At 48.0% G+C, this 15,224-nt stretch carries 10 protein-coding genes; 4 read left to right on the top strand and 6 right to left on the bottom strand.

All coding sequences use genetic code 11. The features are described from left to right. Positions 1–158: 158 nt before the first annotated feature. The gene (locus tag NST74_RS01430; protein ID WP_341110097.1) at positions 159–1,826 is read left to right on the top strand and encodes a glycosyltransferase family 2 protein; all 1,668 of its coding nucleotides are present in this window, start codon (positions 159–161) and stop codon (positions 1,824–1,826) included. 76 nt (positions 1,827–1,902) lie between these two features. Here the strand turns inward: NST74_RS01430 and clpB are convergent, their stop codons facing one another. The 4 genes from clpB to NST74_RS01410 form a co-directional block, all read right to left on the bottom strand. Continuing rightward, entirely contained in the window at positions 1,903–4,545 is a 2,643-nt protein-coding gene (clpB, locus tag NST74_RS01425; protein WP_341110096.1) for an ATP-dependent chaperone ClpB, read from the bottom strand. A gap of 61 nt (positions 4,546–4,606) precedes the next feature. Then, positions 4,607–4,819 (bottom strand): hypothetical protein, encoded by a 213-nt coding sequence (locus NST74_RS01420; protein ID WP_341110095.1) that lies wholly within the window; start codon positions 4,817–4,819, stop codon positions 4,607–4,609. A gap of 146 nt (positions 4,820–4,965) precedes the next feature. Beyond that, positions 4,966–5,979, bottom strand: a complete 1,014-nt coding sequence (locus NST74_RS01415; protein WP_341110094.1) for a DnaJ C-terminal domain-containing protein — start codon at positions 5,977–5,979, stop codon at positions 4,966–4,968. 184 nt (positions 5,980–6,163) lie between these two features. Next, a complete protein-coding gene (locus NST74_RS01410) occupies positions 6,164–6,631 on the bottom strand; it encodes an Hsp20/alpha crystallin family protein (protein WP_341110092.1) in 468 nt (155 codons plus the stop codon). A gap of 452 nt (positions 6,632–7,083) precedes the next feature. Between NST74_RS01410 and NST74_RS01405 the strand changes: the two genes are divergently transcribed. Continuing rightward, positions 7,084–8,727, top strand: coding sequence for an SWIM zinc finger family protein (locus NST74_RS01405; RefSeq protein ID WP_341110090.1), 1,644 nt, complete (start codon positions 7,084–7,086; stop codon positions 8,725–8,727). Then, the gene (locus NST74_RS01400) at positions 8,724–11,744 is read left to right on the top strand and encodes a DEAD/DEAH box helicase (RefSeq protein ID WP_341110089.1); all 3,021 of its coding nucleotides are present in this window, start codon (positions 8,724–8,726) and stop codon (positions 11,742–11,744) included. Before NST74_RS01405 ends, NST74_RS01400 begins: the two co-directional genes overlap by 4 nt. Positions 11,745–11,845: 101 nt before the next feature. Here the strand turns inward: NST74_RS01400 and NST74_RS01395 are convergent, their stop codons facing one another. Continuing rightward, entirely contained in the window at positions 11,846–12,649 is an 804-nt protein-coding gene (locus tag NST74_RS01395) for a hypothetical protein (RefSeq protein WP_341110088.1), read from the bottom strand. Between the two features lie 490 nt (positions 12,650–13,139). On the opposite strand from NST74_RS01395, the gene hflX reads away from it, so the two are divergent. After that, positions 13,140–14,405, top strand: a complete 1,266-nt coding sequence (hflX, locus tag NST74_RS01390) for a GTPase HflX (protein WP_341110087.1) — start codon at positions 13,140–13,142, stop codon at positions 14,403–14,405. A gap of 87 nt (positions 14,406–14,492) precedes the next feature. Here hflX and NST74_RS01385 read toward each other — a convergent pair whose 3' ends face one another. Continuing rightward, positions 14,493–15,221, bottom strand: a complete 729-nt coding sequence (locus tag NST74_RS01385; RefSeq protein ID WP_341110086.1) for a protein-glutamine gamma-glutamyltransferase — start codon at positions 15,219–15,221, stop codon at positions 14,493–14,495. Positions 15,222–15,224 lie beyond the last annotated feature (3 nt).

Here is a 15,224-nt window from a genome sequence, read left to right as displayed (position 1 = left end):
CGGTTATTGTACAGCAGATTGTTACGAATTAATATATCTAACACTCATTTACTTTACAGAACTTTGAAAAATAAGGATTATTGCCGCTCCCCTGTAAATATATTGAGAACATACGGATACATCCAAGGAAAGAGGGAGCATCCCTCAAGGAGGCGGCAATGACGGAAACCAAGATTCGTGTATTGATCGGCAGTCCGATCCACCAGAAGCCTACGGTTTTAAAAGAATTTCTCAATTCCTTGCTTCGTCTGAATGTAGCCAATATTGAGCTGCATTTTCATCTGATAGATGATAATGATGATGAGGAATCAACCCGGCTACTCCAGGAATTCAAAAGCAAGGGTGATCATATTTATCTTCAGAGCTCCGGCTTTCATGATGCCTATATTCGCAATGATACTACCCACTTCTGGAGTACCGATTTAGTCTGGAAAGTAGCCAACTTTAAGAATCTCATGATCAACCGAGCCCAGACCCTGAATTATGACTATTTGTTTCTGATTGACTCCGATCTCATTCTCCATCCCGATACCCTCAGACATCTAATAGGTACGAACAAGGATATCATCTCAGAGGTATTCTGGACGCAGTGGCAGCCAGGAACTATGTTTCAGCCGCAGGTATGGATGCACGACGAATACAATCAATGGGAGTTACTGCCCGGCGAAAAACTGCAACCAGAGGAGATCAATCGCAGATTTCATGAATTTATAGCTAAGATGCGGAATCCCGGAATTTATGAAGTGGGCGGACTCGGGGCTTGTACATTGATTAGTCAGCATGCGATAAAAGCCGGGGTTAGCTACAATCAAATTCGCAACATTTCATACTGGGGAGAAGACCGCCATTTCTGTATCCGTGCTGCAGCCCTTGGCATTCCCCTGTTCGTCGACACCCATTATCCGGCGCTACACTTGTATAGAGACAGTGATTTGAGCAAAGTTGATGATTTTATCAAAGAAACCACGGAGACCAAAGCTGACTCCACTGATGCAGCGAGCAATTTATCTACGGATGATGTGCCTATATCGACAGAGCCGACCTCCACACCAGACAATCTAACCAATACAGACATTACAGACAATCCAGACAATGAAAGTTCCAAGGAAACAATCCCTCTAGCCAAAAAGCGGCCTAAGCTAACCCTCACCATGGTTGTGAAAAATGAAAGTGGACGCTTTCTGCGACAGGTTCTGGAGGAGCATCGCAAATACATCGATGAGGCCGTCATTATTGATGATGGCAGCACGGATAATTCAGCAGCGATCTGTTTGGAAGCCCTTGAAGGCATTCCCGTTCATCTCGTGCACAATACCATATCCAAGTTCAGCAATGAAATTGAGCTGCGAAAGCAGCAGTGGGAAGAGGTTCTGAAGACGAACCCTGAGTGGATTCTGAGTCTGGACGCAGACGAAATCTTTGAACCCAGTTTTGCTGCAAATATTGATACGTTACTGTACGCTGACGAGGTCGATCTATTCTGCTTCCGTCTCTACGATTTATGGAACGCCACCCATTACAGAGAAGATATTTACTGGCGCTCTCATTTGAATTATCGTCCTTTTTTGCTTCGCTATAAAGAAGACTTCAACTATGTATGGAATGAATCCCCACAGCACTGTGGGCGATTTCCGGAAAATATTTTCGAGCTTCCCCACCAGCTAAGCAACTTACGACTCAAGCATTTAGGTTGGTCGAAGGCAGAATTCCGTTTAGAAAAATATCTGCGTTACATGCTCCTTGATCCCGATGGCCAATACGGCTGGAAGGAGCAGTACCTGTCCATTCTGGATGAACACCCCCACTTAATACCTTGGGTGGAGTGAGTGTACTAAAAAAAGGGCATCCACAAAACCTTAACGGCTTTGTGGATGCCTTATATTTTTACATCGTACGAATCTCTTATTCAGCACGCTGTGGTTCATCACCTTCTGGCTTCATGATGGTAACTGTCAGGTCGCCGCCAGATTCATCTACTTGAATCACTGAACCTTCTGCGGCTTCGCCAGCAATGATCGCACGGGCCACACGGGTCTCCAAACTACGCTGGATAAAGCGTTTCAGCGGTCTAGCCCCATACACTGGATCAAAACCTTCCTTAGCGATAAAACGTACCGCCGGTTCAGTTAATTCAAGACCAATCTCCCGTTCAGCAAGGCGTAAACGCAATCCGTCTACCAGTTTGTCCACGATCTGCTCGATCTCACCCAGGGTCAAAGGCTTGAACATCACAATGTCATCTACCCGGTTCAGAAACTCCGGACGGAAATGTCCACTTAGTTCCTTCATTACTCTGTCCTTAGCCGCCTCCGTAAGCTGACCCTTCTCATCGGTGCCTTGAATCAGATGTGGTGAGCCGATATTTGAGGTCATGATAATGATCGTATTCTTAAAGTCGACCATCCGGCCCTGCGAATCGGTCAGCCGCCCATCATCAAGCAGCTGCAGTAGAATATTAAATACATCAGGATGCGCCTTCTCCACTTCATCGAGCAGCACTACTGTATATGGCTGTCGCCGTACCGCTTCTGTTAGTTGGCCGCCCTCCTCATATCCAACATATCCCGGAGGTGCTCCGACCAGGCGAGAAACACTGTGCTTCTCCATATACTCCGACATATCAATACGGATCATGCCATCTTCGCGATCAAAGAGAGAGACCGCGAGTGATTTAGCCAACTCCGTCTTCCCTACCCCAGTCGGACCGAGGAACAGAAAGGAACCGATCGGCCGATTTGGATCTTTGATCCCAGCTCTTGCCCGAAGTACGGCATCAGCCACCAAGCTGACAGCTTCATCTTGGCCCACAACTCGTTCATGCAGCGTTTCTTCCAGACGCAGCAGCTTATCCCGTTCGCCTTCAACCAGTCGGCTAACTGGAACGCCCGTCCAGCGCGATACAATATCTGCGATTTCCTCCTCGGTTACAGCTTCGCGCAATAATCTAGTATCCTGATCCTGCTGAGCCGCTTCTTCAGCCGCTTTCAATTGCCGCTCCAGATCAGGAATAATGCCATAGCTCAGTTCGGCAGATTTATTAAGATCATATTCCTCCTGCGCATCGACCAAATCCTTCCGGACTTGCTCCAGCCGTTTTTTGAGGTCGCGGATGCCTTGAATCGCTGACTTCTCCTTCTCCCAACGCGCCGTCATCCCAAGCTGCTTCTCCTTAAGATCGGCGAGTTCACGTTGTAAGATTTCCAGACGGCGTTTGCTGGCGTCATCGGTTTCCTTTTTAAGTGCCGCTTCTTCAATCTCCATCTGCATCAGACGACGGGTCACTTCATCCATCTCACCCGGCATAGAGTCAATCTCTGTACGGATCATGGCGCAAGCTTCATCCACTAAGTCGATCGCTTTATCCGGCAAAAAACGATCCGTAATGTAGCGGTTAGACAGAACTCCTGCAGCGACGAGGGCGCTGTCATGGATTTTGACTCCATGATGGACTTCGAACCGTTCCTTCAGACCGCGTAGAATGGAGATCGTATCCTCTACATCCGGTTCGCTGACCAGCACCTGTTGGAAACGGCGCTCCAGCGCAGGGTCCTTCTCAATATACTTGCGGTATTCATCGAGCGTTGTGGCACCGATACAGTGCAGCTCACCCCGAGCCAGCATCGGCTTGAGCATATTGCCAGCATCCATCGAGCCTTCAGTTTTACCTGCGCCTACAATCGTGTGCAGCTCATCAATAAAAAGAATAATTCGGCCGTTACTTTCACGAACTTCCCTAAGCACCGCCTGCAAGCGTTCCTCGAATTCACCACGGAACTTCGCGCCTGCTACGAGGGAACTCATATCCAGCGAGAAAATCGTCTTATCCTTCAGACCCTCCGGTACGTCTTTGCGTACAATCCGGTGAGCCAAGCCTTCTACAATTGCCGTTTTCCCTACACCTGGCTCACCGATGAGAACAGGGTTATTCTTCGTTTTACGGGACAGAATTCGGATCACACGGCGTATTTCTGCGTCACGTCCGATGACTGGATCGATCTTGCCTGCACGAACCTCTGCTACCAGATCACGTCCGTATTTCTCCAGCACCTCATAAGTAGCCTCCGGCTCCCGACTCGTTACACGCTGATGCCCGCGAATCTCCGCAAGTATAGACATCAGCTTCTCGCGTGTTAGGCCACGACTGACAAAAAGATCACGCAGCTCACGATTGTCCCTGCTCGAATCCGACACCATGGCCAGCACAGCATGCTCCACAGAGACAAACTCATCCTGCATCTTCGCCGCTTCCTTCTCCGCCTGCTCCAGCAGATGGATCAGCGATTGCGAGGCATAACGCCGCACCGTGCTTGCTCCTGACCCGCTGATGCTCGGCTTACGCCCAAGCAGTTCATCCGTGCTGCGCAGCATCTCAGCTACGGGGACATTCATCTTTTGCAGCAATCTTGGCAGCAAGCCTTCTTGCTGCTGGAGTAATGCTTTTAATAGATGGAGATTATCGATCTCCTGATGTCCGCTGTCTGAAGCAAGAGACTGCGCCGCAGCCACTGCTTCCTGCAGCTTTTGAGTAAGTTTATTGAAATCCATAGCTCTCTCACCTTTCTATTTAAGAATGATATATAGGATCGGCCGTTTTGGCCGGTATAAGTTAATTTGGCGCGCCGCTTTCGACGCATTCTGGGGTATTTTTGTACCTCTTTTCGCTCATTGAGCCACATTCAGCGCATTCTGGGGTATTTTTGTACCTCTTTTCGCTCATTGAGCCACATTCAGCCCATTCTGGGGTTTTTTTGTACCTCTTTTCGCTCATTGAGCCGCATTCAGCCCATTCTGGGGTATTTTTGTACCTCTTTTCGCTCATTGAGCCGCATTCAGCACACTTCACCAAACTTTAGCCTTCTTTTTTCCCGACACTCCTCACAGGTCTCTTCTATAGTTAGTTTCTAATTAAGTTACTATCCTACAGCTAGCACTCCATTCACCATATTCACCAACTCTACCTATCTATTAATTACCCACTTTAGACTTTTGGCGCTGCGTACCGGTGCTTTGGCGTTTAGCTCTGGCCTCGAATCGGCTGGATTCAGCCAGTTTACGGTACAAGTTCTTTTCCGCTTCGCTGGTTGTCTCAGGAATAATAATCTCAATACCAAATAAAATATCACCATTCGTACCATTTTCACGCTTCAAACCTTTGCCTGGGATGCGCAGCGTTTTGCCGCTCTGAATTCCTGCAGGAATCTTCAACTTCACAGCACCGCCGCCAGGTAGTGGAACCTTCACCTCTCCGCCCAATACCGCTTGCCAAGGAGCAACTTCAACTACGCCGCATAAATCGCCATTTCGAAGCTTGTAAATATCATGAGGAAGAATATGAAGTGCCAGCAGTATATCGCCGCCCGGAGCTATGCCACTCTGAGCGTTCCCTGCGATTTTTAAAATCGTACCTTCACTAGATCTCGGCGGAACAAGAACATCCACAGTTTTATCACCAATCTGTACTCGTACAGTTGCTCCTTTATAAGCCTGCTCCAACGTAATATCCAGCTGCGCCTGCGTCGTACTGTGCGCCTCACCCCATGGATTACTGCTCGAACGGCCACTACCACTACCACTACTAGAAAAGAAATCAAAGCCAGCTCGATCCGCCGAGCCCCGATTCCCAAAAAACATTCCAAACAAATCTTCCTCCGAAATGCCAGAGCCCCCTGTAGAATAAGTTCCGCCGCTCCAGCTTCCACCAAAGTTTGAACCCCACGAAGAGGCCCCGCTCGAAGCACCTCCACCCGCTCTACCACGCTGAGCCCCATAAAGCAGCTCCTCATCGTAAAGCTTTCGTCTCTCCTCATTTCCAAGCACTTCATAGGCTTCAGCCGCTTTTTTGAATTTGGCCTCTGCCTCAGGAGCTTTGTTCACATCGGGATGCCACTTCTTGGCGAGCTTTTGATAAGCCTTTTTAATTTCCTGTTTGGTTGCTGTTTTGCTCACACCCAAAGCATCATAATAGTTGTTGTTAGCCACTCGGATTCCTCCTTTCATTGCTTTATTACCTGTAACTTAACTAACTTATCATTCCATTCCGAGAAAAGACGCACCATAGCCGGAATCCTCCACTACAATGCGCCTTTTATTCATAACACTATATTAAAAGCCCGCTGCCAATCTCTAAGATGTTAAGCGGAAACTAATTCCGCCTAAATTATGCTTATTCAGACTGCGAACCGCTAGAATCTCCGTCTTGAATTTCGATGCGTTTTCCTTGCGGCTTTTGCCGTTTTGGAACTTCCAGCTTCAGTAATCCGTCTTTCAAAGACGCGCGGATCTCTTCTTCTGCAATGTCCTGAACATAGAATCTGCGAACATATTCACCATATCGACGTTCTCTGCGTACAATTTGATGATCCTTGTTCTCCTCAGCATTCTCTTCCTTCCGCACCGCTTTAATCGTCAAGTAAGGGCTGGCATAATCAATGTCGATTTCTTCTTTTTTAAAGCCAGGAAGTTCAGCTTCAATCAGGTAAGCCTGCTCACTCTCGCGAATATCCGTTCTAAAGGACATCGTTGAGCTCTTGATCGGTGCAAAAAAATCATCGTTAAAAACATCATTCAAAGACTTAGCCAGCATACCAAAAGCATCATCTCTACGTTTACCAAAAGGAACCAAATCAAACATTATCCATTCTCCTCTCATTGACTTTGACTTTATTTGACCTATGACCTTATTATAGTCCCCTGCCAGAGGAATAACAAAATCGATTTAAGCCAATTTTCGGTCAAATTCAGTCAAATCAGCTGATTTAATGCTACAAATTTAAACATATTTAATGATTTGACCTTTTTTGACCTTTGTTTGATTTACATAAAATCAACCATTACCCACTATCTAAAAAGACCCGCCTTCGGCGTCCTCTCAGAGATGATAATCGTTTCTGCCAAAATATAAGAATCATTGAAACTCTTACGTTCTTATATTTCAAAATGCAGTACGATTAGTATATGTTTAGGCCCCACGTTCCATACAAGCCAGCATTTCCGCTTTCATTACAACGCCAAAACATCCTACTCAAAAAGAAATGATATAATGAATTCAAATAACGAACATTTTTATTACGGGAGACCAATTGTATGCAACCAACCTATACTATGGATGATACGCAGTGGAGTAAGCTCATCCAGAATGTCGCCTATTATTTCGATGACCTTACCCTCAAACGGGGGTTCCAATATTATAAGCAAAGCCGGATTCGTTCGTTCACTATGACGGAGCCATCTAAGATCAATGCACTTGTTGAAGGTAGAGAGGATTACCGCGTTACGATTGATCTGGACAGCTTCACTCGGTGTCATTGCAACTGCCCTGTTTCAGGTCATTGTAAGCATATGGCTGCCGTACTGCTCAGTTTTGCCGAACAACAGAATAGATCTGTACAAGTTCTAGCTAACGCCAAGGCTGCGTCCTTTCTCCCAAAAACATCGAGTAGCTCCCCTATCGGAGCAGATGGAAAGCACCAGCAACAGCTAAAAGAACATGCCAGCCGGATCGCTGAGGGAGGCCTCACGGAGTGGCGAGAGTATTTTGCAATCTGCATTACCCCTCTGGCACATACCACTCGGAATCCTGAATATGTGGATCGTGCGTTATCTTCCATTACTAAATCCAAGCCGAAGTTATCTCCGGAATTGGACAAGCTATTCACTCTGCATGCCCATCTTTTCCTTTTAGAAAAGCTGGCTAAGCCTTCCGCCAATCTACCGGGTCAGGTCGCCTTCACTGCATCACTCGGATATTACACGCAAGTAGCGGTCTCAGAACTACAGGAAGCCATCACCCGTCTGTTAAAAAGCACACTCCCGCTGTCTCCCGAGCAAGAGCAAGAATACGACCTATGGCCGCATATCATCGATACGCTCGCCTACTTACGGCGTGAGATGTTGACGGAGTCGCGTGATCGCTTGCGGGATCAGCCCTCTTTTTCACTTTGCTATGACTTGCTGTGGAGAAACTGGATCTACCCGAATACGGGTGGAACTAAGCTTTACCTAGATGAAATCAAACAGCTTCAGCAAGCAGAAGGTGAATTAGGCGCTTCCCTGTCACGGCATGCCTGGCTGTTGGCCCAGAGCCGCATGTATTTTTATCTGAAGAAGGACCCACAAGCTTGGGAATTGCTGAATAAGGCTGCCGAGCGCCCGGGTCTCCATCCCGATGAGCTTATGAGCTTCACCTCCCCGCTTCTGGATGCAGGTGAGTGGTCACGCTTGGTGAGTTGGCTTGTTCAGATCGGTCCACTGCTAAGCAGCAGACTCTATAATTTGAATAACTATTCGAATAGCTGGGAAGAGGCTGTTCGCCACCTTCCTGAAGCTGAACCGCAGATGTGGAATACATTAGCCACTATGCTACCTATCTCTGGCGAAGTATACGAAGAGAAGCTAATTACCTATGAAAAATGGCATATATGGATGGATTATCAACTGTCCATCGGTAAACAGCCTTCGGAATTTCGTGTTACAGACCTCCAGCCTATGGAGAAAAATGCACCCGAAGTTCTACTCCCCTTCTATCATCAGGCCGCTGAAAGATTTGTGCTGGATAAGAATAGACATAGCTACAAAGCAGCTGTAAAACTTTTGAAGCGATTATCCAAGCTGTATAAAAAAATGAAACAAGAAGAACGGTGGGAAGAGTTCCTTATTGCCTTCACCACTAGGCACAGCAGACTTCGCGCGCTGCAAGAGGAGCTTCGGAAAGGAAAGCTAATACCATGAACATGCATTTGCGCACGCTGACCATCCGGCTTGCATTAAGCCAGTATGGCGACGCTTTACTATATGGAATGAATGAAAGAGAAGATCTGGTGCCCGGTTTGCAGCTTAAGCAGCGGCTATTCGCCTGGCATGAGGCGTCTTTTTATGGTACGGAGTTAACGGTTCAACCGGCCGGTGAAGGTGTAGAGCTAGTAATTCTTCCTGCGGAGCAGGTCATCCCCTTCTTTGCAGAGCAGAAGCTGCTGTCGCATATCGAATGGAACTGGGAGGGCGAAGCGGCTCATCTGACTGAACTTGCACCACTTTTGGCTATATGTTTGGAGAACAAACAGTATATTCCCGATATCTCCGCTTATCGCACCGGGAGATTGCAATGGACTTGGGATGAGGGAGCTCTTGCGCAGGTGGCAGTGGAGAATGACACTGCCAAGGGTGCCCTTGAGGCGCTAAATGGCGGCAGCGAATTTAGCCGCGGGCTACGCGCGGCGTTCTCCGCCGCCGTATCGCAGAGGTACTACAGCACGGAGGCCGCGGCAGGCGACCTCCGGAGCGAGTTCCCGCTTCTATTCGATAGAAGCGGGGCCCTTGCAGCGGGCATGGATACCGCTGCATGGCTTATCGCCATTGGCTGGAAGGCGGATACCGCGCCTTTCCGGCCCGCACTTCAGCTGCTGGAGCCGGAGGGGGATGAATCCCCTTGGCGGCTGCAGCTGATCCTCCAGGACAAGCGCGATGAATCCGCGCTTGTTCCCATCAGGCTCGCCGATGACGGCGAGCCACACGGCTTGTGGCCGACAGCATGGTCGGCCCACGTGCATGAACGCGCCGCGGGATGGCTGGAGCGCCTCCGCGGCAGTCTGCCGCCCGAGCGCTTCGCGGCGGGCGGCGACGTACTGGCCGAACCGCTCAGCGATGCCATCGCTTGGCGGTTCTTGACGGCCGAGAGCCAGCGGCTGCTGGAAGCAGGCTGGCAAGTGCTGCTGCCGGCGTGGTGGGAAGCCGCCAGCCGGAAAAAACCGCGCCTGCGCGCCAAGATCAGCTCGGGCGAGGACAAACGCAGCGGCGGCGACTCGCTCTTCGGCCTCGATTCGATCATCGATTTCGATTGGCGAATCTCCATCGGCGACGTCGACCTCACCGAAGCTGAATTTGCCGAGCTGGTCGCAAGAGGTGAGCGACTCGTGCGCTTCAAAGGCAAATGGGTCTCTCTCGACCCCGCGCTGCTGGCACAAATCCAAAGAGCCATGGCTGGAATGGATAAGTCACAAGGCTTGTCTTTCCAAGATGTGCTTCAGCTGCATTTGCTGCAAGCGAGCGAGGAAGCTGAGGCTGAGGCTACGGAAGAGCAGCTTCAAGAGGATGCGGCGCGCCTGCGGCTCGAGGTAGAGCTAAACGAGCATTTGATCAGCCTCATTGGTCAGCTCGGCCAGCGCTCACAGTGGCCGAAGCCTCCAGTGCCCGCAGGACTCCAGGCAGAGCTACGCACCTATCAACACGAAGGATATGCTTGGCTGACTTTCCTGCGTCAATTCGGCTTGGGGGCTTGTCTAGCCGATGATATGGGGCTTGGCAAGACTGTCCAGCTCATCGCATATTTACTTCATATCAAAGAAAATACCGATCCTAGCTCATCTCGTCGCCAGACCGACCCGCCTGGCTGGCCTGCTCTAATCATCTGCCCTACCTCTGTACTTGGTAACTGGCAGAAGGAATTGCAGCGCTTCGCGCCTTCTCTGAATGTGATGCTTCACTACGGAAGTCGCCGTCTGGACGCAGGATTCTTCTATGGCGCTGCTTCGCAAGCGGACGTGGTACTTACCTCTTATGCGACTGCGGCCCTTGATCAGGAATTGCTGAAGGAATTCACTTGGGCGGCGATTTGCCTCGATGAAGCACAGAACATCAAGAATGCTCAAACGAAGCAGTCGGTAGCTGTGCGCAGCTTCCCGGCTTTACACCGGATTGCGCTAACAGGAACACCTATAGAGAACAGATTATCCGAGCTCTGGTCCATTTATGATTTTATAACCCCAGGTTATCTGGGCACCGCCAAAGCTTTTAACGACCGGTTCAGTAATGCCATTGAGAAGGAACGTGACGAGAAGCGTACGGCGGACCTACAGAATCTCGTGAAGCCGTTCATGCTTCGCCGCAAGAAAAAGGATCCTAATATCCAGCTCGATCTACCCGATAAAAATGAGATGAAGACCTATGTTCATCTGACAGCTGAACAAGCTGCGCTCTATGATCAGACCGTAAACGGACTGCTCGACCGTATGCAGAAGCTGGAAGGTATCGAGCGCAAAGGCGCCATCCTTGGAGCTTTAACCGGACTTAAACAGCTGTGTGATCACCCGATGCTCGTGACCAAGGAGGCCCTCCCTGAAACCGATTCAGACAACAAACTGGACACCAGTCAACTCATTAACCGTTCCTCTAAACTCGAAAGACTGCTGGATATGGTGAAGGAGCTACGTGAAGAGGATGAGCGCTGTCTCATCTTTACGCAATATGTAGGGATGGGGAAAATGCTTCAAGCTGTTCTACAGCAGGAGCTGGGAGAGCCTGTCCTTTATTTAAACGGAAGCACCTCCAAACAGGCGCGTGACCGAATGATTGAGCAATTTCAGACGCCCGCCCCTTCTGCGGACGAAAGGGCCAGACGTCCAGAGGTGTCACCGTCTGATCAGCCGAATGTATTCATCCTTTCACTCAAAGCTGGAGGTGTCGGTCTGAACTTAACCGCAGCCAATCACGTATTCCATTTCGATCGCTGGTGGAATCCAGCTGTTGAGAATCAGGCGACAGACCGTGCTTATCGGATGGGCCAGACACGTGATGTGCAGGTGCATAAATTCATCGCCCTCGGGACGCTCGAAGAAAAGATTGATGAGATGCTGGAGAGTAAGCAGCAGCTAAGTGATAATGTCATCTCCAGCTCCGAAGGCTGGATTACCGAGCTGTCTACTGAAGCTTTGAAAGACCTATTTACATTGCGGCGAGGATTAACAGACTAAACCTACCCCTTGCAACGCTATCAAAAGGAACATTCGCATCTACGCGGATGTTCCTTTTTTCAATCACCCGAATTTACTTTCAGCAGTAGATTATTGAGCGCTCACCATTGCTCAGACATTTTAAAGGTGACTGCAAGATTATCATCACCTGAGAGTGAGTTAACTACCAAAGTCACCGGCTCATGCTGAAGCTCGTAAGAGAGTCGCTCATTTAGCAAATTAACGGCCAAATTTGCATATGCACCAGAGATCCCTGATCCTGTACCTTGCATAATAACCTTTCCACCAGTGACTGAAGTGCAGGTGTAATTCACTAGCAGTGCCGTATCCGTAACAGGAATATCCGTAGTTGGTGTAGGAAAATTCTCGAATGTCCCATCCAGCGTCCCGCCTGCAACGACCATATAACGCACAGGTCTTTTGGACAGAACATCTAAAGCTGCCGGTCTGATTTCAGCCGCAAGACCTTGTGGAAGAGTAAAGGCAGGGCTCCTCATAAAGCTGATCGCTGCAAAGTCAGTCGATGTAACGGATACGTTATCACGTATTTCCGAGGTTATACGGCTTACTTGAAACACTTCCAGATTAACATCCGCCCAGACACCGTTAACATCCACAAGAAAAATCTGAATCTTCATTTGCTCCTGTGAATATACAAAATTAAATTGAAATAATTCCTCTACAATAGCGTAGGTCCTGCTTAACGTTTCCCGATATTGCAGCTCAAATAATTCTTCAATAAAGACTGTCTGAGGACTTGCACTATTGGATAAACCCGTTAAATAACAAGCCGCGCCAGCTAATCCATTGTTAACTACTTTAATCACAACATGATCTATTGGACGAGTACCGTCGACAGGTAAATTAATGATGGTGTTTGTAGAGAGGACAGGCAATGTCTTCACACCTCCTATTCATATCAAATTATATATATATGGTATGCAATCTTTTTTTAGAATTCTTGGATGATATTAAAATAGAGAAGTGCTTCACCGAGCATAAAATACAGATTTGCCACCAAATAAAGGATATGGTAAACTCGACTTAACTTTTTATGAACGGAGGGTTACGTGTGATAGACTTTATCCGAGTTAGAACTTTGCGCGGCTAATTGAATAGCGCTAAAGCTCTGCCCATGTGCAGAGGACTCAGGATAGGTCTACCCATTTAACTCCATAGAAGCCAATAAACCAACTGCTGCTCGTAAGGGATTAAGTTATCATTTCCCTACGCCCCAGCCGTTGTTTAATTCGATATATCTATGGATGACCCGAATGTGGTAATGGAGATTTCTCCTTACACATTTGTTCTGACGTCCTCTAACGAACCGTAAGCACAGGCAGATGGCCTGTGTTTTTTTGCGTTTACTATTTACTACTGGAGGATGATTAATATATGGAACAACTACGAGAAAAAGCTATTATAGTCGGTGTCCAGCTTCAAAACGAAACAAACTTTGCCTATTCCATGGAGGAGCTGCGCAATTTGGCTGCCGCCTGTGACCTGGAGGTTGTCGGAGAACTTAGTCAAAAGGCAAGCCGGATCAACCCCTCCCACTATATCGGCACAGGCAAAATCCAGGAATTATCAGCGCTTCTGGAAGCGCATGATGCTCCAATTGTTATTTTTAACGATGAGCTGTCCCCATCACAGATTCGCAATTTAGAGTCTTCTTTGGATCGTCAGGTCATTGACCGGACGATTCTAATTCTGAATATTTTCGCAGAAAGAGCGAAGACCAAAGAAGCACAGCTGCAAGTAGAAGTAGCCAAGCTGCAATATATGTTACCTCGATTAACAGGACTCAGAGAATCCCTTGGCAGACAAGGTGGTGGTGCTGGGCTGAAGAACAGAGGCGCTGGTGAAACGAAGCTGGAGCTGGATCGCAGAAGAATTGAAGAACGGATTACAGCGTTACAAGTTGAGCTTCAACAGCAAGTGGCAAGACGCCAAATTCAGCGGAAGCAGCGGCATAAGAATGAAGTTCCGGTTGTCTGTCTCGTCGGCTACACGAATACCGGCAAGTCCAGCTTAATGAATGTGATGGTGGAGACGTTCCATCCAGGCTCTAATAAGCAAGTGTTCGCCAAAGATATGTTATTTGCTACGCTGGAGACATCCGTTCGGAGCATTGAGCTACCGGATCACAAAACCTTTTTATTAACGGATACCGTTGGATTCGTCAGCCAGCTTCCCCATCATCTAGTCAAAGCCTTCCGCTCCACGCTCGAAGAGGTGACCGAAGCTGACTTATTGATTCACGTAGTCGATATTTCCGATCCACAGCATCAGCAGCATATGGCCGTCACGAATGAGACATTAAAAGCACTCGGCGCTGATCAGATTCCGACGATCTATGCCTATAATAAGGCTGACCTAACAGACTTGCCATACCCGCACATTGAAGGGGACAACGTCTATCTCTCCGCAAAACAAAATAGTGGAATGGCTGAACTTACTGATCTGATTCGCAGCCATGTTTTTACCGATTATGTTCAGTGTGAAATTCTGATTCCGTTCGATCGCGGCAATGTGGTCTCTTATTTTAACGAGCATGCCCATGTTCAATCCACAAGCTATGAAGAAACAGGCACACGGCTTGCGCTGGAATGCAGAAAATCTGATTTCGAAAAATTCCGCAACGATTTTACAGAGCTTTAGGTTATCGAACACAGCAAATCCCGGACCTTATCGGAGGTCCGGGATTTTTTTGCAGGAAGATTGCTTTTCTTGGTGCTTTCTTAGATTCTAGATTTTATAAATGTAGCTTCGAACCCCTATCCTTGAAAATACAGTGTACTCAGAGCCTCTATTTTCCGCCATGGGTAAGACAGAATCTGTAGATAATCTCTGTAAATAATTAAAATCAGGATGTATCGATTCATTCGTAAGAAAAGCTGAAACATTACTTCCGGGCACTCTTTCCTCATTAAGAGAGTCTATGATAATTTCTGCAGTGGTTATCCCAATGCCGTGGCCATAAAACAGGTCTTCTTCAAGCTTAACAGCATTCTCACCCTGCCATTCCGGCTTGCTAGGGGCATGATCTGGATTCCTGAAATACACAACATCTCCCCGAAGCATCTGATCCTTATTATAATTCGTAACTAAGCGTAGATTCTCGTCGTAGTTCCAATCCCATAAGAACAAATCCTTAAAATACCTATTAAAAGCTTCTTCACCTATAGCTTCAATTGTCGCCCTGTACATAACAATGACCATCGCTGTCGCGCATTCGAAGGCATATAAATGTCCGTTCCGAAAAATGTCTTTAACCCCAACCGAAGGTGCCACGCCAGCATTCAGCTGAAGTCCTCCGATATCTGTACGCGTCCAAAATTGCGGATTACCGCGTGACTCATCAAATGTTGCAAAATCCGCTCCACTATTATTTAAACCTTCGGCCGAATCCACGATGCTTTCTCTCATTTTCCGTTCAAAGTCAAGGGCATCGGGTGAACGAACTTCCTTCACCATGCT

The organism is Paenibacillus sp. FSL F4-0125, assembly GCF_038008565.1.
GTDB lineage: Bacteria > Bacillota > Bacilli > Paenibacillales > Paenibacillaceae > Paenibacillus_AQ.
The sequence above is the reverse complement of the archived record's forward strand: the minus strand, read 5'-3'. Positions and strand labels throughout refer to the sequence as shown.

Bases quoted from the DNA above. Each gene is read 5' to 3' on its own strand.
- NST74_RS01430 (WP_341110097.1), top strand. From the start codon at position 159: ATGACGGAAACCAAGATTCGTGTATTGATCGGCAGTCCGATCCACCAG.
- clpB (WP_341110096.1), bottom strand. From the start codon at position 4,545: ATGGATTTCAATAAACTTACTCAAAAGCTGCAGGAAGCAGTGGCTGCG.
- NST74_RS01420 (WP_341110095.1), bottom strand. From the start codon at position 4,819: ATGAGCGAAAAGAGGTACAAAAATACCCCAGAATGGGCTGAATGCGGC.
- NST74_RS01410 (WP_341110092.1), bottom strand. From the start codon at position 6,631: ATGTTTGATTTGGTTCCTTTTGGTAAACGTAGAGATGATGCTTTTGGT.
- NST74_RS01405 (WP_341110090.1), top strand. From the start codon at position 7,084: ATGCAACCAACCTATACTATGGATGATACGCAGTGGAGTAAGCTCATC.
- NST74_RS01400 (WP_341110089.1), top strand. From the start codon at position 8,724: ATGAACATGCATTTGCGCACGCTGACCATCCGGCTTGCATTAAGCCAG.
- hflX (WP_341110087.1), top strand. From the start codon at position 13,140: ATGGAACAACTACGAGAAAAAGCTATTATAGTCGGTGTCCAGCTTCAA.
- NST74_RS01385 (WP_341110086.1), bottom strand. From the start codon at position 15,221: ATGGTGAAGGAAGTTCGTTCACCCGATGCCCTTGACTTTGAACGGAAA.